General features: G+C 69.2%; 18 protein-coding genes. 10 read left to right on the top strand and 8 right to left on the bottom strand.

The features are described from left to right. Nucleotides 1-2: 2 nt before the first annotated feature. The gene (fxsT, locus tag ACPPVO_RS55670; RefSeq protein ID WP_426507726.1) at nucleotides 3-3,926 is read right to left on the bottom strand and encodes an FxSxx-COOH system tetratricopeptide repeat protein; all 3,924 of its coding nucleotides are present in this window, start codon (nucleotides 3,924-3,926) and stop codon (nucleotides 3-5) included. A 69-nt stretch (nucleotides 3,927-3,995) separates the two neighbouring features. Further along, nucleotides 3,996-5,045, bottom strand: a complete 1,050-nt coding sequence (gene fsxC, locus ACPPVO_RS55675) for an FxsC protein (protein ID WP_426507727.1) — start codon at nucleotides 5,043-5,045, stop codon at nucleotides 3,996-3,998. A gap of 705 nt (nucleotides 5,046-5,750) precedes the next feature. Here fsxC and ACPPVO_RS55680 point away from each other — a divergent pair. After that, nucleotides 5,751-7,013, top strand: a complete 1,263-nt coding sequence (locus tag ACPPVO_RS55680; protein ID WP_426507729.1) for a TIR-like protein FxsC — start codon at nucleotides 5,751-5,753, stop codon at nucleotides 7,011-7,013. 9 nt (nucleotides 7,014-7,022) lie between these two features. After that, nucleotides 7,023-10,898, top strand: a complete 3,876-nt coding sequence (fxsT, locus tag ACPPVO_RS55685) for an FxSxx-COOH system tetratricopeptide repeat protein (protein WP_426507731.1) — start codon at nucleotides 7,023-7,025, stop codon at nucleotides 10,896-10,898. A 6-nt stretch (nucleotides 10,899-10,904) separates the two neighbouring features. On the opposite strand, the gene ACPPVO_RS55690 is transcribed toward fxsT (ACPPVO_RS55685), so the two are convergent. Next, complete coding sequence (locus ACPPVO_RS55690; protein WP_426507733.1) at nucleotides 10,905-12,104, bottom strand: FxsB family cyclophane-forming radical SAM/SPASM peptide maturase; 1,200 nt, start codon at nucleotides 12,102-12,104, stop codon at nucleotides 10,905-10,907. Between the two features lie 638 nt (nucleotides 12,105-12,742). Here ACPPVO_RS55690 and ACPPVO_RS55695 point away from each other — a divergent pair. After that, a complete protein-coding gene (locus tag ACPPVO_RS55695) occupies nucleotides 12,743-13,810 on the top strand; it encodes a type II toxin-antitoxin system PemK/MazF family toxin (protein ID WP_426507734.1) in 1,068 nt (355 codons plus the stop codon). Between the two features lie 221 nt (nucleotides 13,811-14,031). Here ACPPVO_RS55695 and ACPPVO_RS55700 read toward each other — a convergent pair whose 3' ends face one another. The 3 genes from ACPPVO_RS55700 to ACPPVO_RS55710 all read right to left on the bottom strand — a co-directional run bounded on the left by ACPPVO_RS55700 (nucleotide 14,032) and on the right by ACPPVO_RS55710 (nucleotide 16,552). Continuing rightward, nucleotides 14,032-14,544, bottom strand: coding sequence for a hypothetical protein (locus ACPPVO_RS55700; protein ID WP_426507736.1), 513 nt, complete (start codon nucleotides 14,542-14,544; stop codon nucleotides 14,032-14,034). 74 nt (nucleotides 14,545-14,618) lie between these two features. After that, nucleotides 14,619-15,605 carry a DUF5937 family protein gene (locus tag ACPPVO_RS55705; RefSeq protein WP_426507737.1) on the bottom strand — a complete coding sequence of 329 codons (987 nt, stop codon included), beginning with the start codon at nucleotides 15,603-15,605 and terminating at the stop codon, nucleotides 14,619-14,621. Between the two features lie 137 nt (nucleotides 15,606-15,742). Then, complete coding sequence (locus ACPPVO_RS55710) at nucleotides 15,743-16,552, bottom strand: alpha/beta fold hydrolase (RefSeq protein ID WP_426507739.1); 810 nt, start codon at nucleotides 16,550-16,552, stop codon at nucleotides 15,743-15,745. 71 nt (nucleotides 16,553-16,623) lie between these two features. On the opposite strand from ACPPVO_RS55710, the gene ACPPVO_RS55715 reads away from it, so the two are divergent. From ACPPVO_RS55715 to ACPPVO_RS55725, 3 genes are all read left to right on the top strand, one after another. Further along, complete coding sequence (locus ACPPVO_RS55715) at nucleotides 16,624-17,148, top strand: PadR family transcriptional regulator (protein WP_426507741.1); 525 nt, start codon at nucleotides 16,624-16,626, stop codon at nucleotides 17,146-17,148. A 40-nt stretch (nucleotides 17,149-17,188) separates the two neighbouring features. Further along, complete coding sequence (locus tag ACPPVO_RS55720) at nucleotides 17,189-18,433, top strand: acyl-CoA thioesterase/BAAT N-terminal domain-containing protein (RefSeq protein WP_426507743.1); 1,245 nt, start codon at nucleotides 17,189-17,191, stop codon at nucleotides 18,431-18,433. A gap of 313 nt (nucleotides 18,434-18,746) precedes the next feature. Next, entirely contained in the window at nucleotides 18,747-19,106 is a 360-nt protein-coding gene (locus ACPPVO_RS55725; protein WP_426507745.1) for a hypothetical protein, read from the top strand. 188 nt (nucleotides 19,107-19,294) lie between these two features. Here the strand turns inward: ACPPVO_RS55725 and ACPPVO_RS55730 are convergent, their stop codons facing one another. Then, complete coding sequence (locus tag ACPPVO_RS55730; RefSeq protein ID WP_426507746.1) at nucleotides 19,295-19,900, bottom strand: VOC family protein; 606 nt, start codon at nucleotides 19,898-19,900, stop codon at nucleotides 19,295-19,297. A gap of 216 nt (nucleotides 19,901-20,116) precedes the next feature. On the opposite strand from ACPPVO_RS55730, the gene ACPPVO_RS55735 reads away from it, so the two are divergent. Next, nucleotides 20,117-20,416, top strand: coding sequence for a muconolactone Delta-isomerase family protein (locus ACPPVO_RS55735; RefSeq protein ID WP_426507748.1), 300 nt, complete (start codon nucleotides 20,117-20,119; stop codon nucleotides 20,414-20,416). On the opposite strand, the gene ACPPVO_RS55740 is transcribed toward ACPPVO_RS55735, so the two are convergent. Continuing rightward, nucleotides 20,378-21,292 carry a LysR family transcriptional regulator gene (locus ACPPVO_RS55740; RefSeq protein WP_426507749.1) on the bottom strand — a complete coding sequence of 305 codons (915 nt, stop codon included), beginning with the start codon at nucleotides 21,290-21,292 and terminating at the stop codon, nucleotides 20,378-20,380. The two genes, ACPPVO_RS55735 and ACPPVO_RS55740, sit on opposite strands and share 39 nt — an antisense overlap. 309 nt (nucleotides 21,293-21,601) lie before the next feature. Here ACPPVO_RS55740 and ACPPVO_RS55745 point away from each other — a divergent pair, with 309 nt between their 5' ends. From ACPPVO_RS55745 to ACPPVO_RS55755, 3 genes are all read left to right on the top strand, one after another. Next, nucleotides 21,602-22,309, top strand: a complete 708-nt coding sequence (locus ACPPVO_RS55745) for an SDR family NAD(P)-dependent oxidoreductase (RefSeq protein ID WP_426507751.1) — start codon at nucleotides 21,602-21,604, stop codon at nucleotides 22,307-22,309. 61 nt (nucleotides 22,310-22,370) lie between these two features. Continuing rightward, complete coding sequence (locus ACPPVO_RS55750; protein ID WP_426507753.1) at nucleotides 22,371-22,625, top strand: hypothetical protein; 255 nt, start codon at nucleotides 22,371-22,373, stop codon at nucleotides 22,623-22,625. 28 nt (nucleotides 22,626-22,653) lie between these two features. After that, nucleotides 22,654-23,031 (top strand): SgcJ/EcaC family oxidoreductase, encoded by a 378-nt coding sequence (locus ACPPVO_RS55755; RefSeq protein ID WP_426507754.1) that lies wholly within the window; start codon nucleotides 22,654-22,656, stop codon nucleotides 23,029-23,031. Nucleotides 23,032-23,573 lie beyond the last annotated feature (542 nt).

The raw sequence follows: 23,573 nt of genomic DNA on the forward strand, positions 1-23,573 counted from the left end.
GCTCATGGCGTGAACGGCTCGATGTCGGTGTTGATACGGGTCCGCTCGCCGATGGCGAGGGTGTTGGGGTGCTCCGGGCCCAGCACGTCCCGCGCAAGCCGCGCCGCCTCCGTGAACAGGCGTTCGGCGTCACGCTCCTGACCGGTGGCGTGCAGGCTGATCGCCAGGTTGTTGGTGGCGGCGATGACGACCGGGTGCTCGGCGCCGAACGTCTGGCGCAGCCGGGCGTGGGTGCGCTCGTCGAGCCGGTGAGCGCGGGCGGTGTCGCCGGTGAGGAAGCACGCGTTGGCGAGGTTGAGGCAGCAGATGAGCGTCGACGGGTGCTCGTCGCCGAGCTTCGCCTGGTACGTCTCGAACACGTCCGCGAGGATGGCCAGCGCGCCTGCGCCGTCGCCCGCTCGGATCTTGAAGATGGCGCGGTCATTGGCAGCGGCCAGGCTGTAGGGGTTGTCGCTCTTGTACTGGTCGGTGTAGTAGTCCAGGACCTCGGCCGCCAGCTCGTCGGCCTGCCCGTGATCGCCGGCCGCGGAGCGGGTGCAGGCGACCTCGAGTTCGGCGAGCATCGTCTCGCGATGCTTCGCACCGAGGGTCTTCTTGTACCCGGCGTACGTCTCCGCGGCGAGCCGCTCGGCCTCCGCCGCCCGGCCCATCCGGCGCAGCGTTCCGGCCAGGATGCGGGACGCCCGCAGCGACTGCTCGTGTTCCCGGCCGAGCGTGCGGTTGCACTCCTCCACGGTCCGCTGCAGCAGGTCCCGGGCCTCCTCGTAGCTGCCGACCTCACGCACGCCGAGGCTGTAGTAGATGGCGGACCACAGCGTCCAGATGTCGTCCGTGCCCAGCGTCTTGGTCCGACGGCGCAGCGTGTCGGCGTCCAGCCGCACCGCCTCCGCGAGGTTGCCGCACAGGCGCTCCGCGTGAGCCAGATTGTTGGCCGCCATCAGCGTGCGAGGGTGGTCCTCGCCGAACCCCTCGCGCCAGCGGTCGAGCAGCTCGCGGTTGAGCGCAAGACCCTCCTGGTACTGCCCGGCCGACCAGAGGTCGGCGGCGAGCCCACCGGCCGCCTCCAGACGGTACGGGTGGTCCGGGCCCACGAGCTCGGTGAGTTCCTCCGTGACCTCGTGGCTGAGCTGCCGGGACTCGTCGTCACGACCCGCGGTGCGCAGGACGTTGGCCAGCTGCACCTTCAACCGCAGGGTCATCTCGCGGTCGGTCTCGTCACCCGTTGCGGACCACTCGTCGAGGGCCTGCTTGGCGAGCTCCTCGCTGCCGGCGAGGTCGCCGCGCAGTCGCAGGAACCGGACCATGGTGATGACCAGCTGACGGACGGCGTCCTCGCGCGAGCGCAGCGCGCCCGACGGAACCAGATGCGGACGCAGTTCATCGTAGATCGACCAGTTGTCCTGGTCGTCCGCCCCACCCTGCCGGGCCGCTGCGGCCGCGGCGAGGATCTCCTGAACCTGCACCCTCGTCGTCTCCGAATCAGTTTCGCTCAGCGCGTCCCTGATTACAGATTGCACCAGCCGGTGGACGCGAACAGCGCTTATCGAGGGATCAACCCTGGCCAGGGCAAACCTGCCGATCTCCCGGATCAGGGAGCCGTGCAGCAGGGGGTCACGCATGGACCGGTCGACTCTAGCAAGCTCCTCGGTCATAGCAGGGGTCTGTAGCAACCATGTCGGGACCGGTTCTGGGCTGAAGAAGGCAAGCAGCTCCATCAGCCGGGCGGCCGCGGGCTGCCGTTCCTCCAGTCGTTGCATCGACAGCGTCCAGGTCGCGGCGGCCGAGGCCCCGTAGCCCGAGGACGACTCGGCCAGCACCGCGGCCGGGCGGGACTGCAGCAGCTCGAGATAGTTGCGGACCGGCATCCCGGTCTCCTGCAGCCACGCGGCGGCCTGCTCCACCACCAAGGGGAGATCGCCGAGCCGATCGGCCACGGCATCGGCCTCCACCTCGGACAACGAGTCGATCTTCCTGGCGATGAGCTCGATGCTCTCCCGCCTGGCGAATACGCCGACCTCGATCCGTTCCGCGTGCTGGGCCCAGTCCGGGTTCCTTGTCGTAATCACGACATCTCCCGGGCCGGCCGGCAGGAACTCCGCGATCCCCTCGGGGTCGTCGGGATTGTCGAAAATGATCAACCACCGGCGCAGCCGGTCGCCCTGGCGCAGGGCCTGCAGCACCGCATCGACCTGGCCGGTGGTGTCCGCGCCGGCGTTCAGCCGCAACGGACCCGCCAGCCGTGCCAGTTCCACCCGGACGATCGCCGGCTGATCCGCCGAAATCCACCAAACGAGGTCATAGTGCGCGGCGAAACGGTGGGCGTACTCCAGCGCGATCTGCGTTTTGCCCACGCCGCTCAGGCCTGTCAGCGCCACCGGCCGGGTGAAGGCGCTGTCGATCAACCGGCCGCGGAGCCGGTCGAGCAGCCCCTCACGGCCGGTGAATACCGGGTTTCGGGCCGGAACTTTCCAGATGCCCGGCATCGTCGCGGGGTAGCGCGGGCCCGGGCCGTTCTCGCCGACGAGCGGAACCGCAACGTCGGCCAGGTCCAACGCGGCCAGCAGCACCTCCCGGGCCCGGGCCGCGGTCAGATCCCGGAGGTTCGGCACCGCGCTGCCCACCAAGGCCTTGGGCAACTCCGTGCCGTCCAGCCGGAGCGGGACCAGGAACTGGCCGCGCCCGCGGTACGGCCGGGAGGTTGCGTTCCGCAGCGTCCGCTCGGCCGCGGACGAGCGCAGGTACTCCTCGGACAGCAGCGCCACGACCCGGCTCGCCCCCTCCGTGGCGCCGCCGGACGTACGCAGCTCGCGAAGCTCGTACGGCTGGTCGACGAGCCGCAGCTCGGCGCTGATCCACTCAGCCCAGATCCGATCCCGGGGCGCGTAGCTGATCACGATCGGGTCGCCGGGCGCCGTGGCGGCGGCCGTACGTTCGAATTCGGCCAGCCACTGCAGCCGGGTCGCCTCGGCGACGGCCCCCAGCTCGCGTTCGACCCCGGTGAGCTTGCTCGCCAGACGCTCATAGGCGGACAGCAGGGTGCCCTCCTGGCGGGGGCGGTCGCCGAACGCGGCAAGAATCTCCTCGTAGGCGTAGTAGATCTTGTAGGGGATCTCGACCGAGCCCCAGTACTCCTCGGCCTCCGCAACGCTCACCGGAATGAACGGCTCGAAGCGATGGCGCGCCAGGGTGCGGCTGCGCTCGAGCTTGATCTGCTCGCCGTCCTCGACGCGGGTCGGCACCGGAAAGATGTCGATCGGCGCGGTGCGGAGCTTGCGGACCGAGCGGGCGATCGCCACGGCACCGTCGATGCTCTGCGTGCTCATGGTGAAGCAGTTGACGAGCACGTCCGGCAGGAAGACGGTGCAGATACCGGCGTTGTCACTGAGACCGGTGCGGCTGTCGATGAGGATGAAGTCGTGCTCACGGCGCATGTTGCGGCGTAGCGCGGCCAGGAACGCCTGCCCGCCGAGGCGGTCGTAGAAGTCGTCCCAGTTGAAGGTGCTCACCCGGGTCGAGTACTCGGGAACCTGCCGCCCGGCGGACAGCAGCTCGATGCGGCCGTCCTCGGGAAAGGTGTAGTTCAGCGAAGTCGAGTACGCCGCAACCCGAGCGAGCCGGTCCACCTCGTCCGGGCCGAGCTCGGCGCTCGGGTCGTCACCCGGATGCGTGGCGGCCATCGCAAACGCCCGGATCATGTCGATGACCCCGCCGGGCGACCCGCGCAGTTCCTTGTCCTCCAGGAACGGGTGGAAATACCGGTGCAGACCCGGCGACTCGAGGTCCCAGTCGACCACGAGCACCCGAGCCCCGTTGCTGGCGAGAATCCACGCCACATTGGCGAGGGCCATCGTGCGCCCGGCGCCGCCCTTGTACGAATAGAAGGTGATGATCCGACCATCCAGACCCGGCTCATCAGCGTCGGTCATCGCAGCCACTCACCTTTCCTACTCGGTTTCGACTATGCAACAGGCGGGCAACTCTTTGCCGGACGTCGATCAAGGGCCTTGCAGGATCGGCCGGCTCGTCGCGGACTCGACCGCCGGTCGGCGAAACACCCTGCCCCGGCTGAACAATCGGTTCTGGGCCTCTTCGAGGGCCGAGATCAGGTTCTCCACAAAGGCTTCGCTGCTCTCGATCGCCAGCCGGGTCGGCGCATCCCGCTCGGTCATGTCCGCCAGCACCGCCCGGGTCAGCTCGGAGCGCAGATCGTCGCGGTGCCGCACCGTCTCGGCATCCATGGCGCTCAGCGGGGCCAGCACCGCCACGGTCGCTTCGCCGGTCCTGGCGAGCGTCGACAGCTGCTGGTGGCGGCCGGGCAGCCGGGTCACCCACAGGTCCACGAGCAGAACGACGATGTGGTTGTTCGCGCGCGCCGCCTCGAGTCGCTCGGTGAGCTGCCGCAGATCGGTGACGTCCGAACCGAACAGCTGATCGGCGGCGATGGCGCGCGCCTGCTCGGCCAGCGGCGAGGCATAGGTCGCCGGATCGTAGGGATGCCAGTCCCGCGCCTGCTCGCCGTAGTAGCGCAGATCCCGGCGGACCCGCGCCAGCGCCATCTCCTCGGTGCTCGCCGCCGCGACAACGAAGTGCACCTGCCGGGCCGTGCCCAGGCCCGCCTCGTCGGCCACGAAGCCGGCGGGGTCCAGGTCGGTGTCGCCCTTGGGAAGCCGGTCGTGGGTCACCAGGTCGGCGACGCGCTGCCCGACGGCCGTGACGCAAGCCTCGTAGCGGTTCCGCTCGGCATGGTGCCGGACGAGCTCGCCGATCTTCTCCGCGTCGCTGTGCGGGCCGAGGGGATCTTCCGCCCACACGAGCGGGATCAGGGCCTTGACGACCTGCCCCGTACGGGCGGTGTGCCGCCGGAGCCGCTCCTCGAAGACGGCACGCTCACCGACGCACCAACGGCTCAGGACCGACGCGGGCGAGCGCAGCTCGACGAACACCTGGCACGAGCTCAGCGCCTCCAGCACCTCGTTCGGCCACGGCGGCCCGCCCGGAGGGCGCATGTAGCCGATCTCGCCATGGGCGCCGGTCAGCTCGCCCACCTTGGCCGAGAGGTCACGGAAGAATCGGGTGACGTAACGGTCGTCGTAGCCGACCGCCCGGCTCAGGAAGAACTGTGGCACCGACCCCTCCTCGGCCGGGCACGGAAACCGGTCTTCGCCCGAGGGTGTCTGGCGACGTCGAAGGGGCCGATCCGCGGCGCCGACCCAACGGCCACCTTCGTGCCACCGGCCGCCGCACCCGTCGAGGTCCGGACCGCTCGGTGAGATCGGGCCCGCAGGCAAGGGCACATACGTCCTCCTGCTACACAGGCACGGCAATGGTGGCGCTTGCGACCTTCAACCGAGACACTTCAGTCGCAGGAGCCTAACATTCGATATTTGCGTACGCCAATAGAGTTCTCGCCACCGAGTCAATGGAAACAATATTCGACCTTCAGGGTAATAGATCTCGACGCAAAGAGCCATAGCCTCATCGCCCGATCGCTGAACGCGCGTTCTACCAAAAGTGGCGGCCGCCAGGCATGATGAGACGGCGGGGCCGACTCGAGCCCATCGCCGGGCCCGCACCGCCGTCTGCTGACCACCGTTTCGGGGATGTGTTCCAGCCATGTCCGCACCGCCAGGCGACGACAAGTCAGGGCGCCCAATGGTGTGCGGTCCGTATGTCGCGGGTTTTCCCGCAAATGTCAATTTCGGCGTGTTCTTGCGTCATCTGTACGTTCACTCGTACGGCGGAGCCGTCCGATGAGTTCTATCGGCCTGCCCGCCTCACGACCGGCCCGCCCAGCGGCGGCGCCGCCGTACTTCTTCCTGAGCTACGCCCGCAGCGACGACGACCCGTACGTCGAGCAGTTCTTCCAGGATCTGTCCGGCGAGGTGCGGGTGCGCGCCGGGCTGCACAGCGGCGAAACCGTCGGCTTCTTCGACCGCAACATGGAGATGGGGACGATCTGGTCCAAGGAGCTGGTCGACGCGCTGGCGACGTGCACCACGTTCATCGGCCTGTGCTCGCCGCGGTACATCCTGAGCGAGCCGTGCGGCCAGGAGTGGCACCTCTTCGCGAAGCGGTGCGACCAGTTCGAGCAGCGGTCCGGCCGCCGCTCGACCGCGCTGCTGCCGGCGCTGTGGCTGCCGCCGCGACGCATGCCGCCGGCCATGCAGCGGGTCCAGTACGACCAGGAGCACTTCAGCGCCGCATACCGGCGCGACGGCCTGCGCCAGCTGATGCGGCTGAGCCGTTACCGCGACGAGTACCTCGAGGCCATTTCCCTGCTGGCCCAGCACGTCGTCGACAACGCCGAGGTGAACCGGCTGCCGCCCCTTTCCATCTCGGAACGCACCGAGTTCGCCTCCGCCCCGAGCGCGTTCCACCCGGAGTCGGAGGCCGAGCGGCCGCCCAGCCCTCCGAAGACTGACGATGTGCACTTCATCGTCGCCGCGCCGAACCGCGACGAGGCTCGCCGGGTGCGCCAGGACGTAAGTTTCTACGGCGAGCGGTCGGTGGACTGGATACCGTACGCGTCGACGCACACCGTGCCGCTGGCCGGATACGCCCGCGAGATCGCCGCCCGCCGTGGACTTACGGCCGGCGCGTCGTCGATATCGCTGAACCCGGTGGGGGCCGGGGACTCAGAGGGTGGCGCCCGGATCGTCGTGTTGCTCGTCGACGCCTGGGCCAGCCAGATGGACGTGTACCGGCAGGCGCTGGAGCGGCACGAGGAACGCCGCACGGCCGCCGCCGCGCTGGTGCCCCGCAATACCGAGGACTCCGAGACCGAGGAGCGCTGGCGGCTGCTGTCCGACGGGTTGCGCAGCGTTTTCCTCGACCGGATCGCCACCCGTGACTCGCTCGCCTACCGCCAGGACATCCTGTCGCACCGGGCCTTCGACGAAGACCTGCAGATCGTCCTTGAGACCGCACGCAACCGTGGGTTCGCCGCCCGGGGCGGCGTGCCGTCCCCGCCGGCGGGCTCTGGAATGGCCCGCCCGATCCTCGAGGGACCCTGAGAGGGAACGATGACCCAGGACCAGCACGGCGGCGGCCAGGTCGTCACCTTCTACTCCTACAAGGGCGGCACCGGGCGCACGATGGCCGTGGCCAACGTGGCTTGGATCCTGGCCAGCGCCGGACACCGGGTGCTCGTCGTCGACTGGGACCTCGAGTCGCCCGGCGTGCACCGGTTTTTTCATCCGTTCCTCAAGGACCCCCAGCTGCACACGTCCGACGGGGTCATCGACCTGATCCGGGAGTACGCCGACGTCGCCGCCCATCAGCCGGACCCCCGCGACCTGCCGGCCGCCGATGTGCGGCGCTATGCGGTCTCGCTGGACTGGCGGTTCGCCGGCGGAAAGGGGGAGCTCGACCTGCTGCCCGCGGGCCGGCAAGGTCCGGCGTACTCGGCGACGGTCAGCACGTTCGACTGGCCGAGCTTCTACGACGGGCTCGGCGGCGCGGCGTTCCTCACCGCGCTGCGCGACAATATGCGCGAGCTCTACGACTTCGTTCTGATCGACAGCCGCACCGGGCTGAGTGACAGCGCCGGCATCTGCACCGTTCTGCTGCCCGATCTCGTGGTCAACTGCTTCACCCTCAGCACGCAGAGCATCGACGGGGCCGTCACGGTGGCCCGATCGATCCAGAACCAGCGCGTCGACGCACCGGTGCGCCAGCTACCCGTGCCCATGCGGGTAGAGGACGGCGAGAAGGGCAAGCTCGACGCCGGGCGCGACTACGCCTGGCTGCGCTTCGCCCAGTTCCTCGACGGCTTCGACATCGAGGCGATGACGCGGTACTGGGCGGAGATGGAGATCCCGTACCGGGTGTACTACGCCTACGAGGAGATCCTCAGCGTCTTCGGCGACCGGCCGGGCCAGCCCACCACGCTGCTCGCCGCCTATGAGCGGCTCGCCCGCCGGATAGCGGGCGCCGCTCGGCTGCCGGACATGGCGCCCATGGAGGAGTCGGTACGGCGCTTCTGGCTCGCGAAGTTCGAGCGCACCCGGCCGCGGGCGATGACCCGGGTACTCATCAGCCACGCCGCCGAGGACCGGATGTGGGCGGAGTGGGTGTCGGGCGTGTTGAACGAGGTCGGTCTGCCGACGGTGCTCCGCGAGACCATTGCGGCCGCGCCCGAGTCCGACCCGCACATCGACCTCATCGCGGTGCTGGTCTCCGCCTCGTATCAGATCCCGGCGGGAAGCACGGGCTGGCTGCAGGGCTCGGCGAGCACCGGCCCGCGCCGGCCGGCGGTGCTGCCGATCTCGCTGGACGGCACCAATCCGCCGACCGAACTCGAGGGGTTCGGCGCCATCGAGCTGTCCGGCATGACGGCCGAGCGGGCGCGCACCGCCCTCCTCACGGCCCTCAACTGGCCGGCGAGCGACCCGCGGGCCGGGGCGCTCGGCGAGCCCCGTTTTCCGGGCAACCCGCCCGCCGTGCAACGCCTGCCCTTGCGCAACGTGAGCTTCACCGGCCGCCGTGAGGTGCTCGCCGCGATTCGCGAGCAGCTGTCACCCCGCTCGGACTCGACCGTGCCGGTGGCCATCAGCGGTCTCGGTGGCGTGGGCAAGACCCAGATCGCCACCGAGTACGCGCACCGATTCGCGGCCGACTACGACGCGGTGTGGTGGGTGCCGGCCGCCCAGAGCGGCATCGTCCGGGCCAACCTGGTCGACCTCGCCGATGAACTGCATGTGCCCGCCACCGACACCACGGCGGAGCGGATTCGTCTTCTGCTCGACGCCCTGCGACAGGGGCGGCCGTACGCCCGCTGGCTCATCATCTTCGACTCGGCCCGCGATCCGGCCGATCTCGAGGGCCTGATCCCCGACGGTTCGGGTCACGTGCTCATCACTTCGCGCAGCCCGGCCTGGCCGGTGCCCGTGCAGAGCATCGAGATCATGCCGTTCAGCCGGAAAGAGAGCATCGACCTGCTGCGGCTGCGGCTGCCCGCACTCAGCCCCGCCGAGGCCGACCGCATCGCCGAGCGGCTGGGCGACCTGCCGCTCGCCATCGAACAGGCCGGATCGTGGTTGGCCGCCACCCGGATGCCGATCGAGCGCTACCTCACGCTGGTCGACAACCAACTGTCACGCATGCTCGCCGAGAACCCCCCGGCCGGCTACGAGCGGGCCGGCGCGATCACCTGGCTACTGTCGCTCGACCAGCTGCGGGAACGTTCGCCCGGGGCCGCCCGGCTGGTCGAGCTGCTGGCCTTCTTCGGCCCCGAGCCGGTGCCCGCGTCCCTGCTCTACAGCCATGACCTGATCGACTTCGTCGCCGGCGAGGACCCGGCGCTGCGCGACGACGTGGCGTTCGGCAACCTGATCACGGAGGTGCGCCGGTTCGGCCTGGCGAGCTTCGACGAGGTCGAGGAGAGCCTGCAGATGCACCGCCTGGTGCTGGCGGTCATCCGTGAGAGTCTGCCGATCGAGGTCGCCGACGTGTACCGCCGCCAGGTCCACCACATCCTGGTGGAGGCGGCCCCCGGCGACTCCGACCGGCCCGAGACCTGGGACCGCTGGGACGGCCTCTGGCCGCACGTCGTGACCTCCGACGCGCTCCACGCCACCGTCGACGCCACCCGCCAGCTGATCCTCGACGTGATCCGATACCTCTATCGTCGTTCGGACTTCATCGGCAGCGCCGAACTCGGCGACGCGGCGCTGCGGGTCTGGTCGTCGCAGTGGCCCGTCGAGGACGAGAAGGCGCTCATCGCCAAGGTCTTCCTGGCCAATGCGCTGCGCGCGGCGGGCGACCTGAACCGCAGCCGCGACCTCAGCGAGGAGGCGTACGCCGGGTTGATGGCGACGGTCGGGCCGCGCAACCAGTACAGCATCATGTCCATGGCCGGCCTCGCCGCCGACCTGTGGGCGCGCGGCGACTTCGAACGCACCCGCGCCCTGCTGGAGGAGGCGCTCAACAACTCGATCGACCTGTTCGGGGTGGAGCACCGGCGCACCTACCGGGCCATGAACAACCTTGCGGTACATCTGGAGCGGATGGGCGACTACACAGTGGCGCTCCGCCTGCACACCAGCGCCTACACGGGGCGACGCCGCACGTTGTCCGACCGGCACCCCGACTCGCTGTTCTCGGCGGTGAGCTACGGCCGCACGATGCGCTTCAGCGGCGACTACCGCGCCTCGCGCCGGCTGCTGGAGAGCACCCTGAACGGCTGCCGAGGCCTTCTCGGCGAGGACGATCCGACGACGCTGCGGGCGGCCGTCGAGCTGGCCGCCACCCATCGCCGGCTCGGCGAACTGGGAATCGCCCGGGACCTGGTCCACGATGCATTCGTGGCGAATCGGCCACTGGATCACCCGGACCGGCTCAACTGCCTCAACACGCTCGCCATGACGTACTCGGCACTCGGGAACCAGACCGAGGCGCTCCGGCTGCAGCAGGAGTGCGTGGACCGGCACCGCGACAAGTTCGGCGCGCAGAATCTGTTCTCGCTCGGGGCCGCTTGCAATCTGGCCGTCGTGCTCCGCCGGGCCGGCGAGATCGACGCGGCACGGCTCACCGCCGAGGACACGTTGAGCCGGCTGACAGCGATCATCGGGCCCGACTACCCCTATGTGCTGCAGTGCATGATCATCCTGGCGAACACCCGTTTCGCGGCCGGAGAGCCGGCCCGGGCGCTGGAGCTGGAGCTCGACGCGTTCGCCCGGATGGAGCGCGTGCTGGGCACGGCCCATCCCGAGCGGTTGGTCGCCGGCTGCAACATCGCGGCCAGCCGGGCCGCCCTTGCGGACACGGACGGCCTCGAGGATTTCCGGTCCGACCTCCACGCGCTCGCGGTCCGGTCACTCGGCCGGGACCATCCGATGACCATGGCGATCGCCGGGTTCGAGCGCTGGGACTGCGAGATCGATCTGTCGCAGCTGTGAGCCGCGTCAGCTCGCGGTGAGCCGCGCCGTCAGCCGCCGCTGCGCGTGACGGATCAGGCGCATCAGGTCCGGGCAGTAGACGGACGGGTTGTCGAAACCGTTGCCGGCCCGGTACCGGTGCGCGTAGTGCCCGCCTCCGCAGACCCGAACCACCGGGCAGGTCCGGCACGTGGCCGAGAGCCCATTGATCCCGGCCTGCCGGGCGCGGAAGCCGGGATGGGCCAGCGCTTCGTCGAAGGTGGCCGAACGTACATGCAACCCGGTCGCCGCCATGCCGGACTCGGTGGTTTTCAGAGCATCACCCTGCTCGATCGATCCGTCCGTTTCAACAATGAGTAGATCGATCGGGCCGAGTCCGAGCGCCTCCGTCCCGCTGGGCCCGCCGAGAAGGAGATCGAGTATCGACTCGAAAAGCCTGATGCCGATGGGCTGGGCGGGCGCGTCGAACCATTCATCGAAGATTGGGATCAGCCAGTCGGCGTATGGCGTGTCGACGGTTTCCGGATCCCTTCCGGGCGGAGGCGTGGTCCAATTCCCGTGCGGGAGCAGAAAATCGATGCGCGGCGGCGCGAACGACAACAGTTCCCGATAGACGGCCAGCGGTTCATTGTCCAGATGAATGGTGCACAGGATACCGCCGTACCGCTCCGGGTGCTCGGCGAGCCTGCGCAACGCAGCCGCCACGTCCGCGTAACTGCCCCGCCCGTTGGCGAATACCCGGCGACGGTCGTTATGCACCGGGCCGCCGTCCAGGCTCACCCCGACCCGCACGCCGTAGCGCGCGAACAAGCGCAGAAACTCGTCGTCCAGCAGCAGCCCGTTCGTCTGCACGTGCAGGGCGATGCGGGTCTCCGGGCGCACCTGCGCTCGCACGGCGGTGATCGCGCGCTCGATCACGGCCGGCCCGGCAAGCAGTGGCTCGCCGCCGTGCAGGATCACCGTCACCGCTTGCAAGTCATGGGCGTCAACGTGCTCGGCGATGCGACGGGCGGCCAGATCGATCACGTGATCCGACATCACGGTCGGCTGATTTCGCCAGCTTTGATCGATATGAGTGTATACGTAACAATAGTCGCAAGACAGATTGCAGCGGCTGTGGATCTTCAGCAGAACCTGACTGATCGGCTGGTCACGAGCATTCTCGACGGCGTCAGATGTAGTTGTTGAACGCAGCGACCGAGTTTGCGGGATTCCGTCGAGCGGCATCGGACACCCTCCGGATCGACTTGGCCAGGGCCGACTCCTCGTCCCGCACGGCAAGCAAAAGGTGCAGCGGAATATCGTCGTCCCGGAGGGACCGCGGCTCGGGGGCGGGACCGTTGCTTTTCATGTCGTACTCGTCCTCCGCTGCGATGCTTGCGACAAGGCTACCGTGTCACAGGGGTGTCCAGGTCGATGAGATGACGTCAACCACAAGAATTGCGGAGGTGCCGCTCGACCCAGAACGGGCTTCCGCGCGGATACGGTAGCGCATTCCCGGCGTAGCGGGGCCGAATCCCACCCCCGGAAGGGAGACCGGCAGTTCAGGGGCCGTACGGCGACAACCGCCCGGACGTCAGGCAACGCCCGCCGTAGACAACGGCGCAGATTCCCGGGGGACGTGGGTGGGTGAAGCCCCGCGCCGGGGAGCAAGCGGAGCCTGCACGAAGAATCCGGAACCACAAAGCGAAACGCCCCCTGCGCTGCGCAGGGGCGCCAATGGCGGAGCCAACAATGGCCTACTCGGCAAGCGCCCGTCGCGGCGGCGCCGAGCCACTCGCCGCAACGCCGTCCGGCGCATAGAGGTGCTCCAATCCGCACCTTTCAGTTTCCGGCCTGCTCTGCGATGATCCCGGTTCGGCGTCTTGATCGACGTACGCCACGGGTTCGGCGCCTTGATCGACATACGCCACGGGGAGGAAGACATTCACGCGAACTGGGTCCTGACGGCCGGGATCGTGCTGCTCGTAGCCGGGGTGGTCGGCTGGTTCGCCGGCCGGTCGATGCAGGGTCGCGGTCCGCGGCGGATGCCGCAGTACCCGCAGCCCGGCGAGATCTGGTGGGCCGCGGTGCCATTCCGCGAGACCGAGGGCGAGAAGGTGCGCCCCTGCCTGGTGCTGCGCGGCGACGGGCAGAACTTCGACGTCCTGAAGATCACCAGTAAGGACAAGAGCCAGCGCCACGATCACGTGCAGATCCCGACCCACGCCTGGGACCGGCGCGCGACCACCAACAGCTTCCTCGACCTGTCGGCCTCGTTCCAGCTGAGGCGCCAGGACTTCCACAACTACGCGGGCCCGATCGACGCGGCGACCTGGCACCGGGTGCTCCAGGTCCACCCGGTCGGCACCGTTGCGGTCGCGAACCCGAGCCCCGGCCCGGTCCCGCGTCTGGCCGGCCGGGCGCTGACCGCCCTCGGCAGTGTCGCCGCCGTCGTCGGCCTGGTCGCGATATGCGCCGGCGCCACCGTGGTCCCCTGGCTCGACCGTGTCCGCTCGGACAGCGAGGCGTCAAACGATGCCGACCGCCCGCTGCACCGCATGCCGATCGCCGCGAGCGACGTGGGCTCCTCCGGGCAGCAGCTCGACAGCACCCTCAACGGACGGCACTTCCCCGACTCGACCGGATTCTGGGTCGGCTGCGAGGGGCGTCCGGCCACCGCGACCTACCAGCTGGACGGCAACTGGCGCCGCCTGACCGCGACGGCCGGCCTCGACGTCACCGCCCCCGCCGACGTCACCGCGAAGCTCATCATCGAGCTCGACGGCAAGGCGGCCCTGACCGAGACCGTGAGCCGCACCAGGTCGGTCCCCGTCGACCTCGACCTCAGCAAGGTCCGCATGCTCACCGTCTCGGCCGAACGCACGAAGGGTTCCTGTGGCAACGCGACCCGCCCGTACGGTGCGCTCGGGGACGCCGTCGTCAGCCCCTAGGCCCTGTCCTGCCGATCATGCCGGCCTGCGCCGGGCCCAGGCCCTCGCCCAGGCCGGCCCGGCGCGCTGCGCCAAGCCGGCCCGCCCAAGGCGCTGCGCGCACCCCGCGAAGGCCGGGTTACAACACCGGTAGCCAGGCCTCCGCGGGGCACACGCAGGCGAAATCTGGACCTCGTCTTGGCTCGACATGATCGGCAGGACAGGACCTAGGCGCCCGTGATCTAGGCGAGGGTGTCGCAGAGGTTCTCACTCGTGCCGAGCCGCACCGGTACCTCACGGTTGCCGTCCGGATGCCTGATCACGACGAAGTCGCCGTGCGTGATGTAGTCACCGCCGGGGAAGCCCACGTTGGCCGCCTTGATCGGCAGGGCGTTGTGGCCGTGCAGCTGCAGGATCCGGGTGCCGTCCGCCAGGTAGTACACGCGGATGGTGCCCGTGGCGTCGCGCACGACCGTCTTGTGGTTGCTCGTGTTGGTGTACCGGATGACCAGCACGCCCTCGAAGTCCTGGACCTTCGGCGAACCGTCCGGGTAGGTGGCGGGGGTACGCATCCGCTCGCGGTCCCGGACGATGTCGCCCTTGACCTCGAAGGAGCACACGTCCCCCGCCGGGATGACGAACGGGGGCGTGCTCGACGGCTCCCATCCATCGTCGCCCGGGGCGGACGCGGCCGCCGTCCCCGCCGTCGCCGCCACGATGGCCGCGGCCAGAACGAGTGCCTTCACCACACGCATGGAGCCTCCTCATGTCCGATGTGCTGTCCGGACATGGTGGGCTCGATGGAGGCGGCGGCTCCACGATTCGGTTGTCACCGAATGGTCGTGCGCGATGCGGCCCCCAGGAGGTCGGTGCCGAGCGCCGTGCGCTGGTAGAGCACCTGCCGCCCCGACCGGCGGGACGCGACAAGTCCGGAACGGCGGAGCACGGACAGGTGCTCGCTGACCGACGCCGCGCTCAGGCCGAGATCCCGGGCCACCTGCGTGGTGGAAAGCGGAAGATCCAGTCGTACCAGTAGTGCCGCACGGCTGCGCCCGAGCAGATCGGCGACGGGCGGCGACGACGACCGGGCCGAGCCGTCCCACACCTGGCCGACACCGCGCGGGCTGTAGACGAGCGCCGGACAGTGCGGATCGGTGTCGACAAGCAGCGAAGGCCACGCGAACACGCACGGCACCAGCAGCACGCCGGCTCCCTCGAGCCGGTTCCGCGACTGCCAGGTCGGCCACAGAATCCGCAACGTGTCTTCGGCGTACTCCAGCTCCGGATGCAGATTCCCGAGCAGCCGCACGATGCCGCCGGAGGTGAGCTGATCCGCACGATGACCGATCTCGGCGTCGAGCAGCCCGGCCAGCCGCGACCAGACCGGATCGATCGCCACCCGCCAGTACGCCTGCAGCTCGGCGGCCAGCCGGCCGAGCTCGCGCTCGGGGTCCTCGTACAGCGCAAGCAGCGCCGCCGGCAGCGACCCACTCCCCCGGAGCAGATCCAGCTGCGCCCGCACAACCGCCTCGGGGGCACTGCGCACCCGAGCCAGCTCGTCGCCGAACCGCGTATCCATCCGCTCCGGCGACGGCGTCAGAAAGTCCGGCACGTACCGCGGATCAGCGAGCAACGCCGGGAGCAGCTCGAGCCGCAGCCCGGCAACACCACCGCGAACCGACTGAACCCAAGGCCGATGCATCCGAGCCCGATCGGCATGATCACCAATCCGCACGCTGCTGACGAGCTCGTGCATGGGCGACCGCGCGAATCGAATCCGCGCCAGATCCCCCGGCTCGAACAGCAGCTCAATCACCCAGACCACGATACCGATAGATCCCAGCAGCACGAGAACGGCGATGTCCGGCCGGCGCAACGACGCGGTGCGGTCCTTTTTGGGGGCGGCGGGTGGGCGAAGCCTGCGCGAGGCCTACTCGAACCCGCCGTGACCGGTCACGCGGGTTGTCGCGCGTCCGGACGAACAGCTCCGACACTGTCCGCCGAGTCGTGCAGCGCGGCCCGCACTGCCGTGGCGAAGCCATCCACGTTGTCGAGCATGATGTTGTGGCCGCAGTCGGGGACCGCTACAACCGTGACGCCGGCGGCTGCGAGCCGATCGCTGTCGGGGCGTGGTCCGTCCGCCGCCGGGTACAGCACGGTGCGGGGATGGGGTAGCGCCTCCAGGTGCTGCCGGACCGTCGGAGCGGTGCCGCGCAGGAGGCTCATCGCAGTGCGGTAGAGCGCCTGCGGTCCGGCCTGCCGCATGGTGGCCGCCCAGTGCGGCCCGACGAACTTCAGTGTCTCGTCCCAACCGTGGTCGAGGAACTCCTCTTCGGTCCGGTAGACCCCGATGCCGGAGCTGCCCGGACGTTTGACGGTGGGCAGGCCCGGCGCGGGATCGAGCGGCGCGTCGATGAGGACCAGCCGGCGGACCAGTTCCGGGTGACGCGTCGCGAGGATGGTCGCGACGGCACCACCCAGGCTGTGGGCGACCACGTCGGCCTGATGTACCCCGATCAGCCCGAGGGCGCGCGCCAGCACGTCGGCGTGCATGTCGAGACTGTACGACGCGTCCACCGGCCGGTCACTGATGCCGAAGCCCAGCAGGTCGACCAGCAGCGATCGGTGGCCGGCCAAAGCTGGATGCGCGATCGCCTCCGCGTAGTAAGGTGCCGAGCTCGCGCCAAGGCCGTGCAGGTAGACGCGGGCGGGACTGATGCCGGGAACTTCGACCCACCGGAGGCGGGATCCGTCGGTGAACACCTCAACGCTGTGCATAGTTCCCAAGATACCTCGACATCGAGGTACCTTGGCAAGAGGGTATGATGTCGATCATGCTGGAGCTCGCGGTCCTCGGCTTTCTGTACGACGAACAGCTGCACGGCTACGAGCTGCGCAAGCGCATCGCCGCGCTCGCCGGCCACGTTCGGCCTATCGCCGACGGCACGCTGTACCCCTTGCTGAAGCGCATGGAACGGGCCGGGCTCCTCGTGCGCGAGCTCCAGCCGGGCCAGGCCGCCGCGCCGCGGCACATGCTGGCGCTGACCGCCGACGGTAAGGCGACGTTGCTGGACCGCCTCCGTGCGCCCGACGATCTGGACATCACCGACGAGAACCGGTGGTTCGCCCTGCTGGCGTTCCTGCGCCACCTGCAAGACCCGCCGGCGCAGGCCGCGGTCCTGCGGCGCCGGCTGCATTTCCTGACCCAGCCCGCGAGCTTCTTCTGGGACGGCGACCGGCCGCTACGTTCCGCCGACTTCGACGATCCGTTCCGGCAGGGACTCTTCAAAATCGCGACGGCCACGACGCGCACCGAGCTCGCCTGGCTGCGCGAAACGCTGACATCGCTCGAAGGATGACCGGGCCCTGTGCGAGAAGATTGAGCTTTATCATTTTCGGGTGGGCGTTCGCCATTCGCTCTTCGGCCTGACCGCCATTGTGGTCGTGTGTGGTGGCGCCGTCGCGTACTCGGAGCGGCATTCGACGCACGCCACGCTCGACGTGGATGCCCCCGTCGCCCTCGCTGATCAGCCCGTGCATGTGCGAGTGTCGGGCGTGCGGGCCCGCGAGGCCGTCACCGTCGCGTCGCTGGCCGCCGACGCCCAGGGCCGGCGCTGGCGCGGGGAGGCGACCTTCACGGCGGACGGCCACGGCGTCGTCGACCTCGATCGGTCCGCGCCCGTGTCGGGCACATACGGCGGCGCCGACGGCATGGGCCTGTTCTGGTCGATGCGGCCGCCGACCGGCGATCCGGACGAGGCGTGGTTCAGTCCCGGGTACCCCGACGCGGCCGCGGCGTTCGAGGTCCGGCTGACCGTGACCGTGGCCGGCCAGGAGATCGGGGCGCGCACCTTGACCAGGCAGTGGACCGCGACCGGGGTGACCCACCGCACCCTGACGCCCGGCGTCGACGGGGCAGCCGGAGTCCTGTTCCTGCCGCCGCCGGGTGCCGTGCGCCGCCCCGGCGTGCTGCTTCTCGGTGGTTCTGAGGGCGGTGTCGGGCGGAAGTACGACGCGGCGCTGCTCGCCTCGCGCGGCTATCCGGCGCTGGCGCTCGGCTACTTCGGTGTGCCCGGTCTGCCGGAAACCCTGCGTGACATACCGCTTGAGTACTTCGCGACGGCGGCACGGCTCCTGCACGCGCAGCCGGGGGCCGACCCCGGTGCGGTGGTGGTCAACGGCTACTCCCGCGGCTCCGAGGCGGCGCTGCTGCTGGCCGAGTCCTACCCCGAACTCGTCCGCGGCGCCATCTTGTACGCGCCCAATGACACCGTCTGGTCGAGCTTTCCCGGCGGTGGCAACGCCTGGACCATCGGCGGCGTCCCCGTGCCGCGGACCACCATCCCGGTCACCCACGTGGCCGGTCGGGTCCTCGCCATCGCCGGCGGCAAGGACCGGGTCTGGCCGTCCGACGCGCAGGCGCGGCGGATCATGCAAAACCTCGACGACGCCCACGTCACCGCGCACCAGGCCCTGGTCTATCCGAACGCCGGCCACGGCGTCGGCAGCTTCCCGTACCTCGCCGCGGGCACGTCGCTGACTTCCCCGGGCACCGTGGCCAGGAGCATGGGCGGCACCCGCGAAGCCGACGCCGCGGCCCGCAGCGACAGCTGGCCGAAGGTCCTCGCCTTTCTGGCCGCCTGAGTCAGCTACCCGCCTGACTACCCAGGCCTCATGCCGGCGCCACTTCGCGCCATGCCGAGCGACCACATGAAGGCATCAGGGACCTCAGCATCACCACGGGCCTGCACACCCGGTGGCCGCACTTGACCGAGCGGGAACGCGCCGCCGTCGAATTGTTCTGCCGGGCCTGTTTCGCCGACGTCCTGCGCCATCGGCCGAACGTCGATCTTGCTGCGGTGGTCGCTGACGAGACCCCGGATCGCTTACGATCGCTCAACCGCTCGGGCCGACACAAACGCTCCGGTCATCGATCTATCCATAGAATCGAGCGCCCATGTTCTTCCGCCGCAACTGGATCAGAACGACTGGCCGCGTACTCGACTCCCGGATCCGGAAGTCATATGACAATCGGGTGGAGGGTCACGTGGTCGGCCCGCCGTCGCACCTGCACAACTACGTCGTCGAGTTCACCGCGCCGAACGGCGAGTCGACCAGGCTCGAGGTCGAGCAGCACAGCGAGACCGTCGACGTTGCCATCGGCAGCGGGGTACCGCTGCTCGTCCGCCCCGACGGCCAGCGGGCGATCTTCGACAAGAAGGACCCTAGGATCAACATGATGGCCTTGAGCAAAGCCCGGCGGGAGGCCGAAAAGAGGGCCGACGAGGAGCGATTCCGCGGCCTACTTGAAGGCTAGCCGGCCCACCCGCTCCTTCACGCGGCCTCAGGTCAGCCACGGCCACCCAAACGGCGGCCTGCCGAATCGGTGGGCCGCCGTTTTGATCATCTCCAGCGGACCTGGCACTCGCGTACTTGAACCCGCTCCGCTCGCTCGCGGTAACACACGTAACTCCACGATTGTCAGCGTCGAGTCGCGCGGCTAGGTCACGGCCAGGCGTGAGCTGTTCTGGCGAACGTCTCGGGATCGCTGTGTACGGGCACCACACAGAGCACGTGCCCGCCTGGTGAGCGCATCGTGAAGGCGTCCTTCCAGCGAGTCAGCGACTCCGCCCCGAGCGCCGTCAGGCGGGCCACCTCTGCCGCCAGGTCATCGGTCTCGATGTCGACGTGGTAGCGCGGCGCGTCGTCGCCAACCGCCTGGACGACGGTGAAGAGGTCGGGGACGGCGCCGATCAGGGCGGTGAACTGCTCCTCACCGGGAGGCGAGTAGGTCGGGGTGCCCAGCGCCTTGGACCAGAAATCCACCTCCAGGCCGACCTGCGCGGCCGGCGTGTCGAAGACGACACCCACCAATCGACTGCGGTGCATGGCGGGAAGGCTACGCGATGTCGATCGTCCACGCGGCCCCTCAGCGGGCGCCGAACCGATGAACCGGCCGCCGCGCTCAGGCGCGGCGCAGAAATCACGCTTTGGATCGCAGGTGCCGGCCCGGAACTCGCGAAGCACTGCGGGAAGCTCGACGAGATCACCGAGAGCCGGGCCGCGTTGAAAGCGGCATCGTCGAAACACGGGCGTGTCAGCTTCGCTCACGCCCTCCACGGATCGTGGCGATCCACGGTCGTCCGGAACCGCAAACACGAAGACGCCCCCCGCGTCGAGCAGGGGGCGCCAGCGGTGGACCTGACGATGGCTTACTTGAACCCGCCGGTGTGATAGTGCAAGGTCATTCTTAAGCCCGCCCGAAGTGGATTCTGGCGTCGGATCCGTACTGGCACGGTCCCGGCAAGGATGTTGCATGATCGACCAATGGAGTTCTTGGTTGACATGGTCACGACCGTGCCGGACGGCACGTCGGACGACGAGGTCGCCGATATGCGCAAGCGCGAGGCGGCGCGGTCGGCAGAGCTGGTGGCGTCCGGTAATCTGCTGCGGCTTTGGCGGCCACCGCTTGCGCCTGGCGAGTGGCGTACCTGGGGCCTCTTCAGCGCGGACGATGCGGATCAGCTGGAATCGGCCCTGGCGTCGATGCCGCTACGCGTCTGGCGGCACGACACGGTCACGCCGTTGTCACCGCACCCGAATGACCCTGGCCAGCCGTCCCGGTAACACGGGACGGGTCTCCCCCGGGACCCAGGCCGTGTCGGCTTCGAGTCCGAGCGAGCCGACATCACGAGTGAGCGCCTCGACAGCGGCCCGCACGGCCGTCCGGGTCTCGTCGCGCCGTGACACGAGGAACCACGTCCAGTACGGGGACGGGTTCACCACCGGCCGCTGTACGAGATCGGGTGGCACCGGCGTGGTCTGGCCCTTCGGTGAGTTGATGACCGGGCGGCGAAGCGAGCGCACGTGATCGAAGTAGGCCGGGCCGGTGATGCCGCCGTCGCTGATGCGCACGATGTGGGCGGCGGTGTCGCGGGCGAACTCCTCCGCGTACATGTTCCAGGACGACCAGGTGGCGGTGTCGACGTCCAGCAGCACCAGAGTGTCCTTCGCCTGTACCGCGGACCGGTCGTTGCCCGGGGCGATCGCAAAGAGCCGGTCCGCGCCGATCAGCCGCGCCTCGAGGTCATTGTTGACTAGGTCGCCGGCCTGCACCCAGCAGATCGCCAGGTCGATACTGTGGTCGACGACCCGGCGAACCTGGGTGTGTGACGGCAGGACCCATGCGTCGAAGTGCAGTTGCGCGACGCCCGAAGCGCGGGTGGCCAGGTCGGCCGGGCGCCAGTTGACATAGCCGAGCCGCACCGGTTCGGTCGCCGACATGCCTGCTGCGGAACGGCGCAGCTCGTCGGCCTGCTCCAGCAGCACCCGGGTCTGCGGCAGTAACTTGGCACCGCAGGCGGTGAGGGTGACCGAGCGGCGGTCGCGGTCGAAGAGGCGCACGCCCAGATCTCGTTCCAGGGCCTTGATCTGCTGGGAGAGCGACGGGCCGGCGATACGCAACCGATCCGCGGCCCGGCCGAAGCTCAGCTCCTCAGCCACTGCGACAAAGTAGCGCAATTGCCGTAACTCCACCTGCCCATCGTAGTTCGGTAGGAGGCTCTGCTTACCAGCAGAGAGCTAACCGGTCGTGGCGGGCAACCCCTGGTCAGGCCCACTATCGACACATGAACGCCATACGGAGCAGGTCGCCGGGATGGTGTGTTCGACCGGCCGGGCGACCGACCATCTCCGGGTCCTCACGCCCACGGACGGCACCCACCCTCTAACCCACTCCTCGCACCAAGCGGCGCCGCACCACAGCGGCGCGGATAACGCACGCCCTCATTCACACGGGAGAAAAGGCATCAAATGACTACTAATAAGGTCGCCGTCATCACCGGCGCATCCCAGGGCATCGGCGCGGCACTCGTGACCGCATACCGCAAGCTCGGCTACGCGGTCGTCGCGAACTCCCGCTCCATCACGCCGGCCGATGACCCCATGATTCTGGCCGTCGCGGGTGACATCGCCGACCCGGCCGTCGGCCCCCGAGTCATCGAGGGGGCCCTGGCCACGTTCGGCCGCGTCGACACGCTGATCAACAACGCCGGCGTCTTCGTGGCCAAGCCATTCACCGATTACACCGACGAGGACTACGGACTGGTGACCGGCGTGAACCTGCGCGGATTCTTCGAGGTCACCCGCCGGGCCGTCACCGCGATGCTCACCCAGGGCGGCGGGCACGTCGTCAACATCTCGACCAGCCTGGTCGACCATGCCAACTCGCAGGTGCCGTCCGCGCTGGCGTCGTTGACGAAGGGCGGCCTCAACGCGGTCACCAAGTCCCTCGCGATCGAGTACGCCACCCGGGGCATCCGGGTCAACGCCGTCTCACCCGGCACGATCCGCACGCCGATGCACCCGGCCGAAACCCACGAATTTCTCGCAGGCCTGCAGCCTCTCGGCCGGCTGGGCGACATCAGCGACATCGTCGACGCGATCATCTATCTCGAGACCGCCACGTTCGTCACCGGCGAGATCCTGCACGTCGACGGCGGCCAGAGCGCCGGCCACTGAATCCCTGCGAAGCCGGGGCGGGCGGCTGGTGCCGCCTGCCCCACCGCAAAGAAGGCACACGATGGAGGCTGCGCTTGGCCGCAGGCTGGATACCGGCGGCCCGGCGGCACCGGCACAGCCACGGCGGATCGTCGGGCAGGGTGCCGCGGCACTGGCCGCCGGCATGGGTGTCGGCAGGTTCGCGTACACGCCAACACTGCCCTTGATGCACGCTCAGGCCGGGCTGCCGCCGCAGCTCGACGCACTGCGTCACCGCTTCGCGCACCATCTCGGACCTCTGCCCAGCCGGGTCCACACCATTCGCGGCGGGAATTGAGTACCGATACCGACTAAAGGAGAGCACCATGACGAGCGGCGAGCTTGAGATCCTTCGCACCGTTCTCGACAAGTGGAAATCCGCCGTCGACGCCCATGACCCGAAGCGCGTCGCGTCGTACTTCACCGACGACGCGATCTTCCAAGGCCTGCACTCGTACAGCATCGGCCCAGAGGGAGTATCCGGCTACTACGAAGCGCAGCCGATCGGCATGACCGCCTCGTACGACATCCGCGAAACCCGCCGCCTCGGCGACGATCTGATCCTCGGCTACCTCACGGTCGACTTCGCCTTCACCGACCGGCCGGTACTGGAGGTCAATCTCAGCGTGATCGTGCGCCGGATCAGCAACGTATGGCTCATCACGCACTACCAGGTTTCCCGACTCGGTTTGCCGGACGCCTGACCACGCCGACGTGTTCGGCGCCCCGCCGTCTCGAGCCGGCCCGCACGGGGTGAGTGGGCGACGCGCGCGAAACCCCCGAAACCACAGACACGAAAGCGCCCCCTGCGCTGAGCAGGGGGCGCCAGTGGTGGACCTGACGATGGCGTACTTGAACCCGCCGCAGACCCCGACGCCGTCCAACAGGGGCGTGGGTAGCGAAGCCCCCACCGGGGAGCAGGCGAAGCCTGCGCGAGGAATCCGGAACCGCAAACACGAAGACGCCCCCTGCGCTGAGCAGGGGGCGCCAGTGGTGGACCTGACGATGGCGTACTTGAACCCGCCGCAGACCCCGACGCCGTCCAACAGGGGCGTGGGTAGCGAAGCCCCCACCGGGGAGCAGGCGAAGCCTGCGCGAGGAATCCGGAACCGCAAACACGAAGACGCCCCCTGCGCTGAGCAGGGGGCGCCAGTGGTGGACCTGACGATGGCGTACTTGAACCCGCCGCAGACCCCGACGCCGTCCAACAGGGGCGTGGGTGGCGAAGCCCCCACCGGGGAGCAGG

This window comes from Dactylosporangium sp. McL0621 (genome assembly GCF_049995355.1).
Lineage (GTDB): Bacteria > Actinomycetota > Actinomycetes > Mycobacteriales > Micromonosporaceae > Dactylosporangium.